At 45.7% G+C, this 19,092-nt stretch carries 16 protein-coding genes; 5 read left to right on the top strand and 11 right to left on the bottom strand.

Features of this window, described 5'->3' with window-relative positions; genetic code table 11:
• Positions 1-2: 2 nt before the first annotated feature.
• The 6 genes from sufU to MHB56_RS23075 all read right to left on the bottom strand — a co-directional run bounded on the left by sufU (position 3) and on the right by MHB56_RS23075 (position 5,037).
• Complete coding sequence (sufU, locus tag MHB56_RS23100) at positions 3-434, bottom strand: Fe-S cluster assembly sulfur transfer protein SufU (RefSeq protein WP_036684339.1); 432 nt, start codon at positions 432-434, stop codon at positions 3-5.
• On the bottom strand, positions 421-1,647 hold the full coding sequence (locus MHB56_RS23095; protein ID WP_076219340.1) for a cysteine desulfurase: 1,227 nt from the start codon (positions 1,645-1,647) through the stop codon (positions 421-423). The genes sufU and MHB56_RS23095 overlap by 14 nt, the downstream gene beginning before the upstream one ends.
• Positions 1,644-2,945, bottom strand: a complete 1,302-nt coding sequence (sufD, locus tag MHB56_RS23090) for a Fe-S cluster assembly protein SufD (protein ID WP_036684344.1) — start codon at positions 2,943-2,945, stop codon at positions 1,644-1,646. The genes MHB56_RS23095 and sufD overlap by 4 nt, the downstream gene beginning before the upstream one ends.
• 26 nt (positions 2,946-2,971) lie before the next feature.
• Complete coding sequence (gene sufC / locus MHB56_RS23085) at positions 2,972-3,754, bottom strand: Fe-S cluster assembly ATPase SufC (RefSeq protein ID WP_036684347.1); 783 nt, start codon at positions 3,752-3,754, stop codon at positions 2,972-2,974.
• A 279-nt stretch (positions 3,755-4,033) separates the two neighbouring features.
• The gene (locus MHB56_RS23080) at positions 4,034-4,495 is read right to left on the bottom strand and encodes a Dps family protein (protein WP_076135846.1); all 462 of its coding nucleotides are present in this window, start codon (positions 4,493-4,495) and stop codon (positions 4,034-4,036) included.
• Between the two features lie 239 nt (positions 4,496-4,734).
• A complete protein-coding gene (locus MHB56_RS23075; protein WP_036684352.1) occupies positions 4,735-5,037 on the bottom strand; it encodes a YunC family protein in 303 nt (100 codons plus the stop codon).
• A 214-nt stretch (positions 5,038-5,251) separates the two neighbouring features.
• On the opposite strand from MHB56_RS23075, the gene MHB56_RS23070 reads away from it, so the two are divergent.
• Positions 5,252-5,779: a hypothetical protein gene (locus tag MHB56_RS23070; protein ID WP_036684355.1), complete on the top strand. Its 528-nt coding sequence runs from the start codon at positions 5,252-5,254 to the stop codon at positions 5,777-5,779.
• 76 nt (positions 5,780-5,855) lie between these two features.
• On the opposite strand, the gene MHB56_RS23065 is transcribed toward MHB56_RS23070, so the two are convergent.
• Positions 5,856-6,239 carry a DUF423 domain-containing protein gene (locus MHB56_RS23065; RefSeq protein WP_036684358.1) on the bottom strand — a complete coding sequence of 128 codons (384 nt, stop codon included), beginning with the start codon at positions 6,237-6,239 and terminating at the stop codon, positions 5,856-5,858.
• A 170-nt stretch (positions 6,240-6,409) separates the two neighbouring features.
• Between MHB56_RS23065 and MHB56_RS23060 the strand changes: the two genes are divergently transcribed.
• Positions 6,410-6,871 (top strand): hypothetical protein, encoded by a 462-nt coding sequence (locus MHB56_RS23060; protein WP_076301339.1) that lies wholly within the window; start codon positions 6,410-6,412, stop codon positions 6,869-6,871.
• Between the two features lie 215 nt (positions 6,872-7,086).
• On the opposite strand, the gene MHB56_RS23055 is transcribed toward MHB56_RS23060, so the two are convergent.
• From MHB56_RS23055 to MHB56_RS23040, 4 genes are all read right to left on the bottom strand, one after another.
• A complete protein-coding gene (locus MHB56_RS23055; RefSeq protein WP_341144386.1) occupies positions 7,087-7,554 on the bottom strand; it encodes an IS3 family transposase in 468 nt (155 codons plus the stop codon).
• Positions 7,555-7,908 carry an IS3 family transposase gene (locus MHB56_RS23050; RefSeq protein ID WP_341144050.1) on the bottom strand — a complete coding sequence of 118 codons (354 nt, stop codon included), beginning with the start codon at positions 7,906-7,908 and terminating at the stop codon, positions 7,555-7,557. It lies immediately after the preceding gene.
• A gap of 53 nt (positions 7,909-7,961) precedes the next feature.
• Positions 7,962-8,279 (bottom strand): transposase, encoded by a 318-nt coding sequence (locus MHB56_RS23045; protein ID WP_076301905.1) that lies wholly within the window; start codon positions 8,277-8,279, stop codon positions 7,962-7,964.
• A gap of 933 nt (positions 8,280-9,212) precedes the next feature.
• Positions 9,213-9,701 (bottom strand): hypothetical protein, encoded by a 489-nt coding sequence (locus MHB56_RS23040; RefSeq protein WP_036684361.1) that lies wholly within the window; start codon positions 9,699-9,701, stop codon positions 9,213-9,215.
• 200 nt (positions 9,702-9,901) lie between these two features.
• On the opposite strand from MHB56_RS23040, the gene MHB56_RS23035 reads away from it, so the two are divergent.
• From MHB56_RS23035 to MHB56_RS23025, 3 genes are all read left to right on the top strand, one after another.
• Positions 9,902-10,546: a methyltransferase domain-containing protein gene (locus tag MHB56_RS23035; RefSeq protein WP_076195236.1), complete on the top strand. Its 645-nt coding sequence runs from the start codon at positions 9,902-9,904 to the stop codon at positions 10,544-10,546.
• Between the two features lie 118 nt (positions 10,547-10,664).
• Positions 10,665-17,402, top strand: a complete 6,738-nt coding sequence (locus MHB56_RS23030) for a DUF7507 domain-containing protein (protein ID WP_339281879.1) — start codon at positions 10,665-10,667, stop codon at positions 17,400-17,402.
• A complete protein-coding gene (locus MHB56_RS23025) occupies positions 17,399-19,084 on the top strand; it encodes a hypothetical protein (protein WP_339281878.1) in 1,686 nt (561 codons plus the stop codon). The genes MHB56_RS23030 and MHB56_RS23025 overlap by 4 nt, the downstream gene beginning before the upstream one ends.
• Positions 19,085-19,092 lie beyond the last annotated feature (8 nt).

The following is a 19,092-nucleotide window of genomic DNA, read 5'->3' as shown; positions in this document are numbered from 1 at the left end:
TGTTATTTATGTTGCTCTTCTTCGTCAATTCCTTTACGAAGTGCGTTCCAAGCCAGTGTTGCGCATTTGATCCGCGCAGGGAATTTATTCACACCCGAAAGGGCTTCAATGTCTTCGTAATCTCCAAAATCCACGTCTTCACCCTTCATCAGTAAGGAGAAGTTATCAGCCAGTTCAAGCGCACGTTCAACCGTTTGTCCTTTGATCGCCTCAGTCATCATCGAAGCCGATGACATACTGATCGAACAGCCTTCACCATTATAACGGGCATCCTTTACGATTCCATCCTCTACCTTAAGCTGAAGAGTAATCCGGTCACCACAGGTTGGGTTATTCAGTTCAATTTTTAGAGCATCATCTTCAAATGAACCGCGATTTCGAGGACTTTTATAATGATCCATAATTACGCGTCTGTATAAGTCATCCAAGTTCATAGCTGAAGTACTCCTTTGTCTTGATTAAAGCGTCCACCAGTCGATCTACATCCTGCTCGTTATTATACAGATAAAAGCTTGCACGTGCTGTAGAGCTGGCTTCCAGCCAGCGCATCAGCGGCTGACAGCAGTGATGCCCGGCGCGGATGGCAATGCCTTCCGCATCTAGCACTGTAGCGACATCATGCGGGTGAACGTCACCCAGATTAAAGGTGACAACGCCGACTTCACGATTTCGAGGACCATAAATGTTCAGACCCTCGATCTCTGACAGACGTTGCTCTGCATACGCTGCAAGAGCTTTCTCATGGCGGTGTATCTCATCCAAACCGATTTCTTGTAAGAAATCAATGGCTGCACCTAGACCAACAGCACCAGCTATGATCGGCGTACCGCCTTCAAACTTCCAAGGCAGTTCTTTCCATGTGGATTCATAAAGACCCACATCATCGATCATCTCGCCACCGAATTCGACGGGCTCCATGGCTTCGAGAAGTGCTCTCTTGCCATACAAAGCGCCAATTCCGGTGGGTGCGAGCATTTTATGACCAGATAGTGCATAGAAATCACAATCCAGATCCTGCACATCGACCTTCATATGTGGTGTGCTTTGTGCACCATCTACGACAATTACTGCACCATGACGATGAGCAATAGCCGCAAGCTCTTTAATAGGATGAGTTACTCCCATAACGTTGGATACATAAGCGATAGCAACGATTTTGGTTTTATCCGTAATCGTCTGCTCGGCAGCTTCCAACGTAACCGTTCCATCAGGTTGCAACGGTATATATTTTAATGTAGCACCTGTCTTCTTAGCGAGCTGCTGCCATGGAATCAGATTACTATGATGCTCCATTAAGGTGATGACGATTTCGTCGCCTTCACCCACAGCAGAGGGTCCGTAAGAAGAGGCCACAAGATTTAAGGCTGTAGTTGTTCCGCGTGTAAAGATAATTTCTTTAGTGCTGCGGGCGTTAATAAACTTAGCTAGCTTCTCCCGGGCTCCCTCGTAGGCATCGGTTGCTCGGCTGCCTAAAGTATGGACGCCACGGTGTACGTTGGCGTTATCCCACTCATAATACGACTTGACCGCCTCAATTACTTTCCGAGGCTTCTGTGAAGTAGCAGCACTGTCCAGATAGACCAGTGGATGTCCGTTCACATTTTGGTTCAGTATGGGAAATTGCTCCCGGATGGCGTTGCTAATCATTGCACTAACTTCCTTTCCACAAGAGATTGGAGCTGATTGCGCAGTCCCTCCAGTGGAATTTGTGACACAACAGGAGCCAAGAAGCCGTAGATGATCAGAGTCTCTGCATCATGCCGTGTAATTCCGCGGGACATTAGGTAAAAGACTTGCTCGTGATTGACCTGACCTACGGAAGCGGCATGGCCGGCTGTAACATCATCTTCATCAATAAGCAGGATCGGATTGGCGTCACCACGGGCTTTTGGACTCAGCATCAATACTTTTTCCGTTTGCTGGCCGTCCGCTCTAGTAGCACCTTTCTCAATCTTGGTGATTCCGTTGATGATAGAAGTAGCAGAATCACGCATAACTGCACGAGTGATCATGTCACTTGGTGTGCTTTTGCCAAAATGCTGAGCTTGAGTGGTGTAATTCAGTTTCTGTGATCCCGTACCTACTGCAATTACTTTAGCATCGGAGCTAGAACCGTTGCCTTTAAGCACAGACTTGGTATCACTCGCAGTATCTCCGTAGTTCATCTCACCAACGATCCATTCGATGACTCCGTCATTCTCAACAACAGCCCGGCGATAAGTTACATCTGTAGTATCTACACCAAGCTGATGCACTGTAGCATAACGAACTTTAGCGCCAGCGCCCACGAATACCTCTACCGCACCATTGTGTAGTCCAGCTTCTTCTTTATCCGATACGTAGTTGTCTACATAGGTTACGGAACTGTTAGTATCAGCTACGACCAGAATGTGTGGAACAAAAGTAGCTTCCGCATCATCCGTTAACAGCACTGCTTGAAGCGGAGTTTCAATAACAACATTCTTAGGAACATAGAGGAATACTCCACCATTCCACAATGCAGCATGAAGCGCTGCGATAGAATGTTCGTCTGGCTGAATGGCTTTATGCAAGTAACGTTGAACCAAATCTCCGTGTTCTTTAACAGCTGTCTGTAGATCTGTAAAAATAACACCCTGTTCTGCAAGCTCAGGAGCGATACGTGTATATACTGCACCAGAGTTGCGTTGAATAATCAGGCTGCCTTCCTCCTGATCCTTGATCAAGGAAGAAATAGATGCAGGTGCATCACTTAGCGAAGCAAAAGGTTCACTTGCTTTATAGCTACCATAATTATTGACATTCCAACGATCAATCCGTGTCTTCTCTAATTTAGGCAGTGTCAGAGTAGCTGCCAATTCTAGTGCCTTCAAGCGGCTTTCTTTCAGCCAACCCGGTTCGCCGCTGCTGTGCGATAATTCGCTCAAGCGTTCGGCATCCACCGGAAGAATGGTCTGTGTCGTCATAGTGGTCTCCTCCTTCCTGGCGTTTCTTACGCTTCTTGCCCTACAGTTTCATCTTCAATTCCAAGTTCTTCTTTAATCCATTCATAACCCTCTGCTTCCAGACGCTGTGCAAGCTCTGGACCACCGGATTTCACGATTCTACCTTGCATCATAACGTGAACATAATCAGGTTTGATGTAGTTCAAAAGACGTTGATAGTGGGTAATAACTAAGAAGCCGCGTTCTTCGCTACGCATGGAGTTTACGCCTTCAGCTACAATTTTCAAAGCATCAATATCAAGACCGGAGTCAATTTCGTCCAAGATCACGATTTTTGGATCCAGCATCATCATTTGTAGAATTTCATTACGTTTCTTCTCACCACCGGAGAAGCCTTCGTTCAAGTAACGGTGTAAAAACTCAGGGTTCATATCTAGTTCTTTCATCTTTGCTTCCATTTGGCGAATAAAACGAATCAACGAGATTTCGCTTCCCTCTTCACGACGGGAATTAATGGCAGAACGCAAGAAGTCGGAGTTAGTTACTCCAGAGATTTCGCTTGGATATTGCATTGCAAGGAAAAGACCTGCACGTGCGCGTTCATCAACAGCCATCTCCAGAAGATCTTCACCATCAAGAGTTGCAGTTCCATCAGTTACTTCGTATTTAGGATGACCCATTAGCGCCGAAGCCAAAGTACTTTTACCTGTACCGTTTGGTCCCATGATGGCGTGAATTTCGCCACCTTTCATTTGAAGGTTAATCCCCTTCAAAATTTCTTTTCCCTCAATCGTCGCTTTAAGACCCTCAATGACAAATTCTGCTGCCATAATATTATTCCCTCCATTGATCGATTTGCGAAATCAAAAGTTGTATTGAAACAGGATAATCCTGATTCCCAGCACAATTAGATTTTCTATCACATTATAATTATTATAAATTGAATCACAATGATTATCAATGATTCTCACTAATTTTATATCAAACCTTGTTTTTTTACAAATTTCTCTTTAGCTAATCACTTGTGACTCAGAGAAGATTTTCATTAAACATAAGACTACGCAAAAATAAGACTTCCCGCAGGAAGCCTTATTCAAACTGCTTAATGATTAGCTAAGAAACGAACGTAGCATCCATTGGTGTTTCTCCAGATCACTACGGATTTTAATGAACATATCTGAGGTTGGCTGATCCTTGGTTTCTTCGGCAAGCTCGATGCCTTCTGTCAGCTCTTCAGAGATGGTGGCGAAGTCTTCAATCAGAGACTGAACCATTCCCCGTGTATCTTCCTTACCTGTAGCTTCTTGAATTGTAGCTAATTCCAAATATTCTTTCAATGTTGCTGCCGGACTGCCTTTGATGGTTAGCAAGCGTTCTGCTACTTCATCCATTTGAAGGGTTACTTCATTATATAATTCCTCAAATTTCACATGAAGGGAGAAAAATTGTTCTCCTTTGACATACCAATGAAAGTTATGAATTTTTACGTACAGGACATTTAAGTTAGCAACCTGACGATTCATGATCTGTTCCAGTGAAGTTGTATTTACTTTATTCGATGCTTTAGCCATGAGATGATCCCTACCTTATCCATTATATTTACCGGTTACTATTTCCTTCGTCCGGTAGTAACTTGTCTATTCTTAATTTACCCTTTTACCTGTAATACGAAACAAGGAGAAGCCTTCCATAACACCTTTATTTGTTCTAGCATTAGCAAAGACACACCCGATTATGCTTAAATGTGAATACTTGCACACAAACAAAAAGGGCCTAAGCCCCGTTTGTTTGGAATTGTTAAATTTTCCGGTCAGACCATAAGAAGTAACGCTTCCGCACCCGTCATACCTGGTACGATGCCAAGACTCTCTGCTTCTATCGTTACAGACTCCAACGGGGCAGCTAAAAGCTGGGCAAGCGTCCGTACACCCACCGCACGAGCTGCGATGATATGCCGATCACTAAGTGTTTCATTGAGGAGACCGACATCCAGTGCACCGCACATAATATAACCTCGGTTCGTGCTGATGGAGAGCAGTGTAGTTTTGGGAAGCTTAACCTCTACCCCGATCAGCGTATGTTCACCTACTGTAATAGGCTCCATAGTAACCAATAGCAGCACCTCCTTTTTTTCACTATCCACGTTGTATATGTATGCTAATTTTCCTGTGGGTGTGCTGACGGTAGTCCTATGCCTAGTATAAAATGCAGTATAATAGTCCCTATTCCAGTAGTCCTGGGTATATGAATATTGCATGTTTAATGTTATAGTTAATTACATTCCTGTAACCATTCAGAGATGTTCTAAACGAAAAGCTGGGGGATTTATGGACGAGAAACTACAACGCACAGACGGCAATTATTTATTTAACGTCGACATCCTGATTAATGCCCGTACCAACCCGCTTGCACTGCAATTTCTGCTCGAAATGTTGAACAATAATGACCATATCACAGATTTCAACATTAATTCCGGTCTTGAATTAGGGAGAACCATTGACAGCTTGCTACGCTCCGCTAAACTAGCTTTGAATCAAAACTCTGCTCCTCCCATTTCATTAAAGCTGCCTCCAAAATCTACGAAGAAGCAGCTGGATACACCGATAAAAAAACAGGCAGAAACGCCTGCACAGCAAACGGCCATTGAGACGCCAGCTGATGCATACGGGAAGATTCGTCAGTATATTCAGAATAATCAATTGGTACGTTTACGAGCGAACCGGTACGGGAAACAAGTGTCCATGCCCTGTCGTATTTTAAACTTTGATGAAGCAGCCAACTCTATAAGTGTCTACCATGTGGATGAGAAGCAGGTGTACAGCTTTAATCTAAATGAAATCGACGAGTTTCTGTAAGCGCATGCGTTACAAGCAAATAAGCACCCTCCCTCTTTGGGGAACAGGTGCTTATTGGTCTTTCTTTTTTTAACAACTAAGACGACGTTTTACGTGAAAATCCCTCTATCGCAAGGCATAACCAGCCAATTATAAAGCATACCCCACCGATAGGTGTAATCGCTCCTAGCACCTTAATTCCGGAGATACTCAGAACATACAAACTGCCAGAGAACAAAATGGTACCTGCAATTAACAATCGGCCCGCCCAACGTAATCGGGCACTTTCGCCCCATTGGCCCACAGCCAGTGCGATGAGAATTACCCCCAGCGCATGTACCAAGTGATACTGCACACCAGTCTCATATACCTTCATATAGTCTTCACTGATCACTGGTTTTAGTAGATGGGCACCGAAAGCACCAATTCCTACTGCCAGCATTGCTAGCACAGCCCCCCAGGCCATAAATTTCCGTTGCAAATGATTACACCCCCTTAATTTTAGACTCATTCTATCATAACGTAATGCCAGTTCCTATTTCCAGCAGTCATTTTTTATTTTGCCTCATTCAGGGGTTGCTTTTTTAGCATCAATATGAAAAAGTGGATATTAACAACATTTTCATTCTAATCTCTCAAGGAGTGCAAACCATGGACTTAAATTCTCTGTCAAAATCAGACGTACCTGCGGCAGAGGTGGGAAATCCCAACCCTCATCCGGTTTACCCAAGCGCTGATTTATCATCTACGCATCAAAAAGTAGAACATGATCTTCAACATTCTGGACCTGGTATTGCTTCGTTCATTATCTGTCTCGTGTCGATCATCGGCTATGCAGCCATCTTTATCTCTATTATAATGAAGTCTTCTTCATTGGTTAATGAGAATTCCGAACTATTAAGCCAGTCCTCGCAATTCATAATGCTTCTAGGATTAACGGTTATTATTCTGGCTGCTCTTAATGTAATCGGTGTAGTCATCGGCATCATTGGGCTTTCCATTCGGAAACGCCGCAAGGTGTTTGGCATTATTGGCACGATAGTCAATGGTGTTATTATCTTACTCTTTATGCTGCTTATTACAACCTTCCTAGTCAATGCTGGAACGCTTTAAGCTTCTTTTAAACATGCTAACTTCATTAAAAAGGGTATCCCAACAACTTTGAGCGGGTTGTGAGGATACCTTTATTTATGTATGAATCTAAAATCTGCATTGGGGAGTCCTCATCTTCATCCGCGGCTCACGGACTCAGATGACGTTATTTACGGATTTTCGCCCTTTGGAGCATAGTTTCGGACCCCATGGACCTCTGTCAAGAAAGTGGACAGTCATGCAACAGACATTCTAGTCAATTGCTCAGCAAAACGAACTGGAGAAAGATAACCCAGCGCGCCATGCATTCGCTTGCGGTTATAGTAAAACTCAATATATTGAAAAAGTGTCTGGTAGGCTTGCTCCTTAGTTTTGAATCGCGGATTACAATAAATGAGCTCCTTTTTCAAAATGCTGTGCCACGACTCGATACAGGCGTTATCATAACAGTTACCTCTGCGGCTCATGCTGGACTCCATGCCATACGCTTTCAACTGCTTCGTGTATTCATGAGAAGTATATTGAGAACCTCTATCGGAGTGATGTAATAGACCCTTTTCCGGTTGTTTAGCTTCGTAAGCATCTTGTAAAGCGCCCGAAATCAAGCTGGTTTCCATATGGTTCTCCAAGCGCCACCCCACGATTTCGCGCGTGCAAAGGTCCATCACACTAGCCAGGTACAAGCGCCCTCCCCGGCAAGGAATTTACGTAATGTCGGTAACCCATACTGAATTGGGTTTGAGTATTTTAAATTGCTGGTTCAGCGTATTCGGGGCAATCGGATGGTCATGATTGGAGTCAGTGGTCTGTACGCGATACGTTTTGGAGACAATGGAGCGAAGCTTCATATGTCGCATGTACACACTCACCGTGCGTTCGGTAACGGTATAACCTTCTTGATGTAACAGGCGGGTGATCTTCGGACTCCCATACCGCTTTTGATGGTCTGCAAAATGATACTGAATTCGCTTCATTATCGCAGCCTTACGAAGCATATGCGTACTGGTTTTTTCTGTCCGCCACTTGTAGTACCCGCTCCGTGACACATGTAGGGTCATGCACATCTTCTCCAAGAGAAACTCGGAGCGATGTTTTTCAATAAACTGGAATCTCAGTTCCTTGGTTTGCTGAAGATGTGCACTGCTTTTTTTACGATCGCTAATTCCTCTTCCACATCGGCAATCTTGTTATCTTTTTCTTGAAGTTGACGGCTCATTTCTTTCAACTGTGCCTCGAGTTCCCGTACTCGATCCATGCTAGCCGCCGGTTCATTCTTTAGTTCTCGATACTGGCTCATCCATTGATGCAGGGTACTTTTTGGGATGTTGAGCTCTTCCGCCAAGTCGCCCACTGTCTTTGTTTGCTCTTGAATGAACTGCACTGTCTGTTTTTTAAATTCTTCGTTATACCGTTGTCGATGTTCTCCCATGTGAACACACCTCCGTGGACTCATTATCGCCAGTCTGTTAACTACTGTCCACTTTTTATTCTAGCTTCACCAGTGACGCTATTGCATCGAAAAAGGATCATATTGGGCGGTTTTTAAGGCAATAGCTGCGATGGGGTCCGATAGCAAACCAAATGTGGGGAAGAGCTGCGTTTAAGAGCTGCTGGGTCCGATAATACTGATTCCGATGATGATAATTCCGATAATGCTGGATCCTATCCCTCATCCGCGGCTTACGGACTCAGATGACGTTATTTACGTTTTTTCGCCTTTGGAGCATAGTTTCGGACCCCAGTGTCGCTATTGCATCGAAAAAGGATCCTATTGGGCGGTTTTTATGGCAATAGCTGCTATGGGGTCCGATAGCGAATCAAAAGTGGGGAAAAGCTGCGTTTAAGGGCTGCTGGGTCCGATAATGCTGAGTTTTCCCCGTCATCCGCGGCTCACGGACTCAGATGACGTTATTTACGTTTTTTTCGCCTTTGGAGCACAGTTTCGGACCCCAGTGACGCTATTGCATTAAAAAAGGATCATATTGAGCGATTTTCATAGAAATAACTGCTATGGGGTCCGATAGCGAATTAAATGTAGGGAAAAGCTGCGTTTAAGGGCTGCTGGGTCCGATAATGCTGAGTCCAATATAGAGGTTACTAGATCCGTTAGTGGGGCTACTAGGTGCTGCTAGATCCGTTAGTGTGCTGCTATATCCATAGTGGTGCTACTAGTTCCGTTAGTGGTGCTGCTAGTTCCAATAGTGTGGCTCCTAATCCATAATGGTGCTAGGTATGCGGACTGTGATCGATCAAACAAAGTTTAGTGTTTTGAGCAAGAACTATGCTTAAAAAATACGAGGGTGTCCCAGCAACCACTATATGATTGCTGAGACACCCTCTATTTACAAATCAATACCTTCAATTATTTTGCTAGAGCCAGCTTTGTTAGCACACGTTGCTTGACGGACGGATCGCCCTCCACTGCTTTTTCCACGTATTCAATAACTACGGAATCATCTGAATTCAAAGTATCAAGTATACTCTCCATTCCAGCTGAAATCTCAAAAGCGGTTGGGCCTTCTTTTGTCGCAATCTCAACGGAATGACTATCTATTTGTCCGATATAAACGGCCGTCATTTTTATTGTTTTACCTTCTGCTTTTGGAGTAGAACTAGGTTTAGCTGTGCTCGGATTTTCGGTTGGTGTGGCTGTACTTGGGTTCTCAGTGGGTACGGGAGTGCTTGGAGCTTCAGTAGGCTCAGCAGTGCTTGCGCTCTCGGTTGGTGTTGGAGAAGGTGTTGCAGTCGGTTCTCCTGAAGTCTGTGCCGAATTATTCCCACCGCAAGCGGTTAAGGCAAATGTTAAGGCAGCAATCGCTGCTATGGCGGGTAATGAACGTTGTTTTTTCATGTTGAGTGCCTCCTCTATGTGGCGATTATTTTCAAAGTCATCTTCATAAGTATACTCTTATAACGTTAACCACTCTATGAAAGTTTCATATGAAGTAATTTTAGATAACTTCCAGCCTCTATTAGGCATCCGTCGGATGCAGGCTACAGCGGTATTAATACAATAGTGTGAGCCTGATTTATCCCAAAGGAGTGAGCCCCTTGAAAATCGATATCGGCTGTGGATCTAATAAGGAAGCAGGTTATCTCGGGATCGATCGGATCGCGGGTCCTGTTGTAGATATTGTCTGCGATATTTGCCAAGAGATTCCTCTCCCTGACAATAGTGCTGAGTTTGTTATGGCTAGCCGTGTACTGCCTTATGTGGACAATTTATTCACAGCCATGGCGGAAATTCACAGAATTAGCATCCATAAAGCAGTTGTTTGCATTCTAGCACCCTATGCCCACAGCTTTGCCCATATGTCCAATCCTTCCTTTAAGCAGAAGTTTGACGAATATACCCCCCGGCATTTTACAGGATCCTTCTTCCAACCCCCATCCGGTCCAGTATGCCCAGCTATTCCAGACTACCCTGTACCCGCACCACCCTTCGATTATCGGTTGCTGCGGATGGAGTTATTCTATCAACACCCTTATGAAGATCCGCTTTACGAAACTGAAGAACTAGAAATACTAAAGACCCTTCAAGCAAATGTAGTGCATGAAATCATGTACCATTTTGTCGTAGTCAAGCACAATATCACTGATCAGGAGCTGGAGCTGATGAGCAGAAGTCATTATCCTGAACCTCATGTTCTTGTCGAACGAAGACTTAAATCACAAAACAGACATTTTTTTCTATAATTTTAAGATGGGACATACACTAATACCCATTTTGTATCATAGGCTAACATACAGGTATTAACTGTGCCGTCCTAACTATAGGACGGTTCACTTTTGGCCAAAATCAACCTCGAAGGAGGTGAGAATCATTCCACTAGTCGTACGGGCAACGATCAATGCGACCGGTGCTATCACATTTACCGGCAACACGCTTGGACTTAGCCGCTCCGATACGATCGGAGTGCCAGGGACACTAGACAGCATCGGTGGCTTTACTACTGTTAATACTTCATCGACATTTGGTTCCTATCCTAGCGGAACTACTAGTCTTTATACAAGCAACAGTTCAGCAGCCATACTGGTCCTACCATCTGGCAGCACAGTGCTGTATGCAGAACTGATATGGGGCGGTACCTATATTAACGGAACCGTTAACCTCAGTTCGGCCATTAACAATCCTGTCTCCCTAATAACTCCTGCTGGCACTACATTCAGCGTTACTCCCGATTCAGCAACGAGCAACGTAGTCGATTTGGGAGGTGGTGCATCAGCATATGTTCGTTCCGCCAACGTGACCAGCATTATCCAACAAGGCGGCGCCGGCACCTACACCACTGGCGGTGTAGTGGGTACGATTGTTATCCCTAGTGATTCCACGGCCAACCATGCTGGCTGGACATTAGGCGTAATCTACCAAAATACAGCCTTACCTTTTCGCAATATGTCCCTACGGGCAGGTGCAATACTTGTACAGGCAACCTCAGCCCCAGTTTCAACTACGATCACAGGCTTCGCAACACCAATTACAGGTGCGCTTGGCGGCAGAGCGTTATTCAGCGCACAGGAGGGGGATGCCAACCGTTCGGGGGATCAAGCGTTGTTTGGTCCAACCTCGGCTACACTTGTTGCTTTATCGGGACCTAATAACTTTGCCAACAACTTTTTTGCGTCACAGATTAACAATGATGCAGGTAATCTAAACACAACAGGTACCTTTGGAAACCGCAATCAAATAAACGGAAACCCAGGGACCAACATTATCGGCGGCCGTCAAGGCTGGGATATTACCAATGTTGACGTCTCCGCACGGCTAATAAACAATCAATCTTCAGCCGTATTACAATTAACCACCTCAGGCGATGCTTATGTACTCAACGGTAATGCCATACAGGTTGATATCAATGCTCCTAAAATAAACCTCACTAAAAGCGCTAATGTAGCCGGCCCCATAGTCGGTGATACGGTAACTTATACGGTGACTGTCAGTAATACAGGAACAGCGGGAGCAGCAAGTGTCGTTTTATCAGATGCGCTGCCGGCAGGATCCACTTTTGTAACTGGAAGCGTAGTCGTTGCTGGCGTCGTAAGGCCTACTTTTGATATTACAGCAGGAATCCCATTAGGCTCATTAGCTTTAAGCAGTTCAATAACGGTTACATATCAAGCCAAAGTCACTTCATTGCCGCCAAGTCCACAAAATATCGCAAATACTGCCAACGCTGCCTTTACGTTTCAAAGTGTAGCCGGAGGCCCTATCATGACGGGGGTCATTCCATCTAATACAGTAACCTTACCTGTATATTCACCCGTCCTTAACATTGTGAAATCAGCCAATACCACCAATGCTACGGTTGGAGATCAAATCACCTATACTCTTCAAATCACGAACACAGGAAATATCGGCGCGGTAACAACACTTACGGATAACATTCCTTCAGGCAGCTCTTACGTCGCAGGCAGCTTCACCGTCAATGGAAATCCTATCGCTGGTAACCCTGCCACGGGGATTGCTATCGGTACGGTTGCTGCCGGTGGCAGTTCTACTGTTCAATTTCGGGTCATTGTAAATAGTCTTCCCTCTCCGCCACAACTGGTCGATCAAGCAAGCGCCGCTTATACGTTTCAGGTTCCAGATGGGCGAACTATTGCTGGATCAGCCTCATCCAATACACTATCTATTCCAGTTAGAACACCCAATGTTACCGTAGTCAAAAGCGCAGGATTTGCTGACGTTGTTGTCGGTGATACACTACTCTACACTTCCGTAATCAGTAACAACGGCATAGCGGCAATTACCAACGTCTCACTCTCAGATACCATACCTGCGGGGACATCGCTGGTCCCCGGAAGTGTTACCGTCGCCGGTGTATCACAACCCTCAGCTAATCCTGGAACAGGGATTGCTGTCGGTACCATCGCTCCAGGAAGCTCCGTCGCCGTCACTTTTCAAGTCAACGTTATCTCATTACCAAGTCCTGCTCAGCTATTGAATAAATCTAGTGCCTCTTTTAGCTCGGGTGCTTTTACTGGCATTTCAGTCTCAAACACGACTACAACTCCCGTGTATCAGCCTGTAATCCAAATTGCAAAAAGCTCGAACGTTTCCAGTGCAACTGTAGGCGGCAATATTCTTTATACGTTAAATGTTCAGAATTCAGGGAATATCGGGGCGGCTGTAACCCTGAGCGACAATATTCCTTCAGGAAGCGCCTTTGTCTCGGGAAGTGTAACTGTTAACGGTGTTGCTAGACCTGCTGACTCTCCAATTACAGGAATTAACTTAGGCACTTTAGCTTCAGGGGCAGCTGTTCCTGTGACCTTTCTTGTCTCGGTACAATCTCTGCCTGCTCCACCTGTTCTGAATAATCAAGGCAATAGCAATTACACCTACCAACTGCCAAGTGGAAGATCATTCTCCGGGACCAGTCTATCCAATACCCTAACCATTCCGGTCTCCGCTCCAAACATTACACTAACCAAAACTGCAAATCTAACTAATGTAGCGGTTGGAGAAAATCTTACTTATTCAGTCATAGTGTCCAACCCAAGCAGCGTCACTGTCACTAACGTTGTTGTCTCTGACCCTATTCCTACGGGGGGAGCTTTTGTAGCAGGCAGTGTGACTGTCAACGGTTCGACGGTTGCAGCGGCTAACCCAAGTACAGGTATAGCAATCGGAAGTATCGCCGCGGGCAGCTCTGTCACGGTGTCTTTTAGAGTGAATGTTGCTTCCTTGCCAAGTCCAGCACAGTTTACAAACAGAGCCAGCGCCTCCTTCACCTCTGGGGCGTTCACCGGTTCTTCGCTCTCAAACACGATAGTAACACCTGTATTTCAGCCCATCCTTAGTATGGTCAAAAGCGCCAATGCAGCACAGGCATCTGTAGGGGGATCTCTCTCATACTCCATCCTGATCAGCAACACCGGGAATATTGCAGCTACTCTATTAGTAACTGATATCCTGCCACCCCAAGCCGTGTTTGACACGAATAGTGTCATTATTGGAGGAACACCTTTGCCCGGATATAATCCGGCAACTGGCATTCCAGTTGGACCGCTCGCTCCTGGTGATAGTGTCACCGTAAGTTTTCTGGTCACAATCACAGCCCTGCCTCCATCACAAGTATTACTGAACTCTGCTTCAGCGACATATAGCTTTACCCTTCCAGACGGGCGTCAGCTCGGAGGAAATGTAGTATCCAATACGCTCTCTGTCCCAGTGTCCGCCCCTAACGTCAGTGTTGTAAAAAGCGTAAACGCTGCTACTGCTGTTACTGGTGATATCCTTACCTTTACCTCTGTATTGACCAATAACAGTATTGCAACAGTAAGCAATATCATTCTCAGCGATCCTCTGCCTGAGAATGTCGCTTTTATTCCCGGAACCGTAATTGTAAGTGGCACTCCCCTGCCGCTAGCAGTTCCGTCCGCCGGCATTCCAATCGGTAGTTTGAGCCCTGGCGCCACAGCTACCGTAACATTCGAGGTGAGGATAACGATGCCGATACCATCACAGATTAACAATCAGTCGTCTGTCAGTTTTACATCCGGTGTATTCTCCGGTTCTTCTTCATCTAATATCACAACTACACCAGTTATTCAGCCCCAAATCTCCTTAGTAAAAAGTGCCGCTGATGGAGACGGCGATTTCGATGCTTTAGTTGTCGGTGATTCTGTCATCTACACAGTGATTGTTAGCAACACAGGTAATCTGGCTGCAAATCTTACGCTAACTGATAACATTCCAGCAGGTACAGTTTTTGTTCCTAATAGTGTCATTGTAGGTGGTATGCCTCAACCCGGATCAGCCCCTGATACAGGGATAGCTGTAGGAAATGTCGCTCCTGGTGCCAGTATTGCAGTCAGCTTCACCGTTGATATCATCTCCCTGCCAACACCTCAGCAGATTAGTAATCAGGCTTCTGCAAGCTTTACCTTTACTCCGCCTGACGGTAGACCGTTATCTGGGACTGCTGTGTCTAACACTGTAACTTTACAAGTCTCTGCTCCTAACATTGTCGTTACCAAGAGCACTACTTCAACATCAGTTGCTGTTGGTGAAACGGTCACATACAACGTCAATATAACTAATAATGGTATAGAATCTGTTACTAGCGTCTTACTCAATGATCCTACACCGGTAGGGAGTACTTTTGTAACAGGCAGCGTGTCTGTCAACGGAGTTCCATTCCCGAACTTGAATCCTGCTTCGGGGATATCTATCGGCACTCTAGCAGCTGGTGCATCAGCGCTGGTTACCTACAGTGTTACTGTTACCTCCGTCCCTCCTACAGCTTCACTCATCAATCAGGCATCCGTTACCTTCACTTCAGGCGTTATTTCAAGCTCCACTTTTTCTAATACCGTTACAGTCCCTGTGTTCCAGCCGAACATTGCCGTAGTCAAGAGTGCTAGTACAGCCAATGCCACGGTTGGCGATTCCGTTAGCTACACACTGACAGTGAGTAACACAGGAAACTATGCTGCTAATTTAACATTGACGGATAATATTCCCGCAGGTACGGCTTTTGTTCCGAATAGCGTGCTCATCAATGGACTCCCTTTAGCGCAAGCGGATCCTTCCACCGGAATTGCAGCTGGAATAATACAGCCTGGAGGAACGACCGTAGTCATTTTCACGGTTGACATCACTTCATTGCCTAGTCCTCAGCAACTGGTCAATCAAGGAACCGCAGCATACAGCTTCACCTTACCCGACGGACGTACACTTAATGGGACTGCACTCTCTAACACCGTCACTATTCCGGTCTCCTCACCTAATATTGCTGTAATTAAAACTACAACCACAACATCAACTACAGTCGGTGACACAATCACTTATTCCATAGCTTTAACTAATAACGGGATTGCCACTGTAAATAATGTGGTCTTCACAGACGCCCTTCCTGCCGGCACCACCTTTGTGACAGGCAGCGTGCTTGTGGACGGTGTGCCTCGCACAGGAGTTAGCCCAGCTACTGGAGTGACCCTAGGCAGCATAGCACCCGGTGTAACCGTAACTGTTGCTTTTACCGTAAATGTAGTTTCACTACCGCCTACTGGATTGTTAAATAATCAGTCAACAGTCAGCTTCACCTCAGGTGTTGTCTCAAATGTAGCCTTCTCAAATATCGTCACGACGCCTGTCTATCTGCCTATCCTTGCAGCAGCAAAAAGCTCCAATTCAGTCAATGCTACCGTTGGGGATACGATTACTTATACTATAAATGTGACCAACACAGGTAACTACGGAGCTTTAGCAACCCTGAGTGACACCATTCCAGCGGGTACAACGTTTATTCCAAACAGTGTACTCATTCAAGGCGCTCCTGCTCCAGGAGCAGACCCAGCTGCCGGGATCCCACTGGGGGTAATCTCCGCGAATGGAAGCCTGTCTGTAATGTTCTCAGTGCTTATCACAACATTGCCGGCAAGCCAACAGCTGCTCAATCAAGCTTCCGTCGCGTTTGCATACACACTTCCAGATGGACGGACATTTAACAATTCGATCAATTCCAATACAACAACAATCTCAGTATCCTCACCGAACGTTATCGTCACTAAATCTTCGACAGCTACCGATGCCGTTGTTGGCGATACCATCACTTATAACTTCACTGTTACCAACAGCGGAATAGCAAATATCAGTAACGTTAACCTCAGTGATCCAATACCTGCAGGCTCTAGCTTTGTCGCTGGCAGTGTGACCGTAGATGGCACTCCACGCCCTAGCGCCAATCCAGCCAACGGGATCTCGCTCGGTACACTTGCACCGGGAGCATCTTTTCAAGTCTCGTTCAACACGATTGTCAATGTGCTGCCTAATCCTACAACGCTTAGTAATCAAGCTTCCGTCAGTTTCACCTCCGGCGCATTCTCAGGATCTTCATTCTCAAATACACTTGTTATTCCGGTATATCAACCTATCATTGTAGTTGTCAAAGGGGCGGACAGAACCGCCGCAACTGTCGGAGATACGATTACTTACTCCTTAAATGTGACGAATACTGGTAACCTCATAGCAAATGTAGTTATTACCGATACCATTCCGAACGGAGCTGTCTTTGTTCCAAACAGCGTGCTCGTGAATGGGGTACCACAACCAGGATCAGATCCGGCTACTGGCTTAAGTATTGGGTCGGTAGCTCCGGGAAGTACAGTAACAGTAACCATTACGTTGCAGGTTACTATTGCTTCCCTCCCTTCGCCACAACAGTTAGTCAATCAAGCTACAGCAAATTTCACATTCACACCACCAGATGGACGTTTACTCACGGGATCCTCTGTCTCAAACGTCCTAATTATCCCTGTATCTTCACCAGACGTAAGTGTGGTTAAGAGCACTACTTCTATTGATGCGGTTGTGGGCGATATCATCACCTATACGATTGTTGTCACCAACTTAGGGATTTCACCAGTTAATAATGTCATCATGGTTGACCCTATTCCAGCTGGCAGCCAGTTCGTAACGGGAAGCATTACCGTAGATGGAGCCCCACGTCCTAGTGGCAGTCCGGCTTCGGGAATCGCAATTGGTACAATTGCTGCAGGTGCTTCTTCAACCATTACCTTCCAGGTTCAGGTAGTAGCGTTATGATTCCCGGCTCACGTACCCAACCTGTCGTAACCAATCAGTCCATGGTACTCTTCAACTCGGCAGCGGGTGTTGACGGAATTGTCTATTCCAATACCGTTAACACCCCGGTCGTGGGCCCCGTGCTTTCATTGCTGAAGAGTACAGATAAACTCCACGCCTCTTTAGGCGACACTTTGGTGTATACCATTACAGCCAGTAATAATGGAAATACAGATGCTTTTTTGACGGTGTTTGACATTCTTCCAGAAGGTGTATCCTTTATTTCCAACAGTGTGCTCAGAGACGGTGTGCCTCTTCCGGGGGCTACACCGTCTTCAGGCATCCCCCTTGGTTCTATTGCACCGCAGAGTCAAGTGAGCATCGCCTTTCAAGTCGTCATCATTTCCCTGCCGTCTTCCCTAGTGCTGCAAAATAAAGCGCTGGGCCGTTTTTCTTTTTCCACACCGGAGGGAAGAATCGTTAAAGGAGATCTATTTTCAAATTCCGTACAGGTTTCTTTACGCTCCTACCAGCTCTCGACCTCTTTGTCTGCAAGTACTCCGACTTCTTTTATAGGGGATGTAGTCACTTACACCTTGCGGCTTACAAATGAAGGCAACAGCCTTTTAACTCAAATCAACGCAATAATTTCTATTCCGGACGGGGCGGTGTTTATACCGGGGAGTGTCATTGCAGGTGGGATTTATTACCCAGAATCGGACCCGGCGCAGGGGATATTACTCGGTTCCCTGGACACAGACCTAAGCGTTGATATTACTTTTCGTGTCCGAGTAACAGAGTTTTCTCCCTCGTTGGCCTTAACCAACAGCGCGGTTGTCACCTATTCAGTCGATGAGCATACAATTACGACCGAAAGTAACACTGCGGTTGTCTCACTTGTCCAAGCGGGGGTCACCATTAGTAAAAAAGTGGATCATGTTACAGCAGCTCCGGGCGATAATTTGAGATATGAGCTTACGGTAACGAACAACGGGAATCTGGCTGTAAATGCAGTCCTAACAGATGCCATACCTTCAGGTACTCTTTTCGTATGGGATAGTGTTCTCTTAAATGGAGTGTTGCAAAAAGGTGCACGACCAGCGGAAGGCATCCAGTTAGGTACTTTAAGAGGCGGAACTACAGCAGTTGTAGTTTTTCAAGTGAGTATACCTGCAGCCATTAACATTCATGAAATCGCAGCCGTACAAAACCATGGTAGTGTTCAGTATACCTTTGTGCTTCCAGACGGACGGACCGTACGGCAAACCTCTCGTTCCAATACAGTTACCACCCTAGTAGTCACACCTGTCATTTCACTCGTAGTCCATGCAAAACCAACTATCGTAGAAGCAGGAGAGCGAGTCCAATGCTGGATCTCACTAACCAATAGTGGAAATTGGCCTGCGGAAATATCTCTGAATCGGCTAACCCCGGAAAAATGTTTTCTTGATCCCAACAGCATTGTGATTGATGGAGTTCCGAATCCACAATCTTCATTTGCCGGCACCTTGCCGCTGGGGATAGTTAATGCTGCATCTATGGTTAACATTCATTATTTTGTCCAGGTGAGTGAACAGGTAATGGGTCGTTTCCTTAAGGGATCCGTAAATGCTCAATTCTCTTTCAATATGGATGGACGTAACTACTCTGGCGAAAGCCAATCTAACAGCTATGTGCTGACCGTAGATGAGATCAGTGAATAAGAAATCAC

The sequence above is a fragment of the Paenibacillus sp. FSL H8-0315 genome, assembly GCF_038005365.1.
Taxonomy (GTDB): domain Bacteria; phylum Bacillota; class Bacilli; order Paenibacillales; family Paenibacillaceae; genus Paenibacillus_AQ; species Paenibacillus_AQ odorifer.
Note: the sequence above shows the minus strand (reverse complement) of the source record. Positions and strands in the feature narration are given on the sequence as shown.

What these genes read in the sequence shown, in the direction of transcription:
- MHB56_RS23025 (WP_339281878.1), top strand. Translation starts at nt 17,399, where the DNA reads ATGATTCCCGGCTCACGTACCCAACCTGTCGTAACCAATCAGTCCATG.
- MHB56_RS23095 (WP_076219340.1), bottom strand. Translation starts at nt 1,647, where the DNA reads ATGATTAGCAACGCCATCCGGGAGCAATTTCCCATACTGAACCAAAAT.
- MHB56_RS23040 (WP_036684361.1), bottom strand. Translation starts at nt 9,701, where the DNA reads ATGAAAAAACAACGTTCATTACCCGCCATAGCAGCGATTGCTGCCTTA.
- MHB56_RS23080 (WP_076135846.1), bottom strand. Translation starts at nt 4,495, where the DNA reads ATGGCTAAAGCATCGAATAAAGTAAATACAACTTCACTGGAACAGATC.
- MHB56_RS23060 (WP_076301339.1), top strand. Translation starts at nt 6,410, where the DNA reads ATGGACTTAAATTCTCTGTCAAAATCAGACGTACCTGCGGCAGAGGTG.
- sufU (WP_036684339.1), bottom strand. Translation starts at nt 434, where the DNA reads ATGAACTTGGATGACTTATACAGACGCGTAATTATGGATCATTATAAA.
- MHB56_RS23070 (WP_036684355.1), top strand. Translation starts at nt 5,252, where the DNA reads ATGGACGAGAAACTACAACGCACAGACGGCAATTATTTATTTAACGTC.
- sufD (WP_036684344.1), bottom strand. Translation starts at nt 2,945, where the DNA reads ATGACGACACAGACCATTCTTCCGGTGGATGCCGAACGCTTGAGCGAA.
- MHB56_RS23050 (WP_341144050.1), bottom strand. Translation starts at nt 7,908, where the DNA reads ATGACCCTACATGTGTCACGGAGCGGGTACTACAAGTGGCGGACAGAA.
- MHB56_RS23045 (WP_076301905.1), bottom strand. Translation starts at nt 8,279, where the DNA reads ATGGGAGAACATCGACAACGGTATAACGAAGAATTTAAAAAACAGACA.
- sufC (WP_036684347.1), bottom strand. Translation starts at nt 3,754, where the DNA reads ATGGCAGCAGAATTTGTCATTGAGGGTCTTAAAGCGACGATTGAGGGA.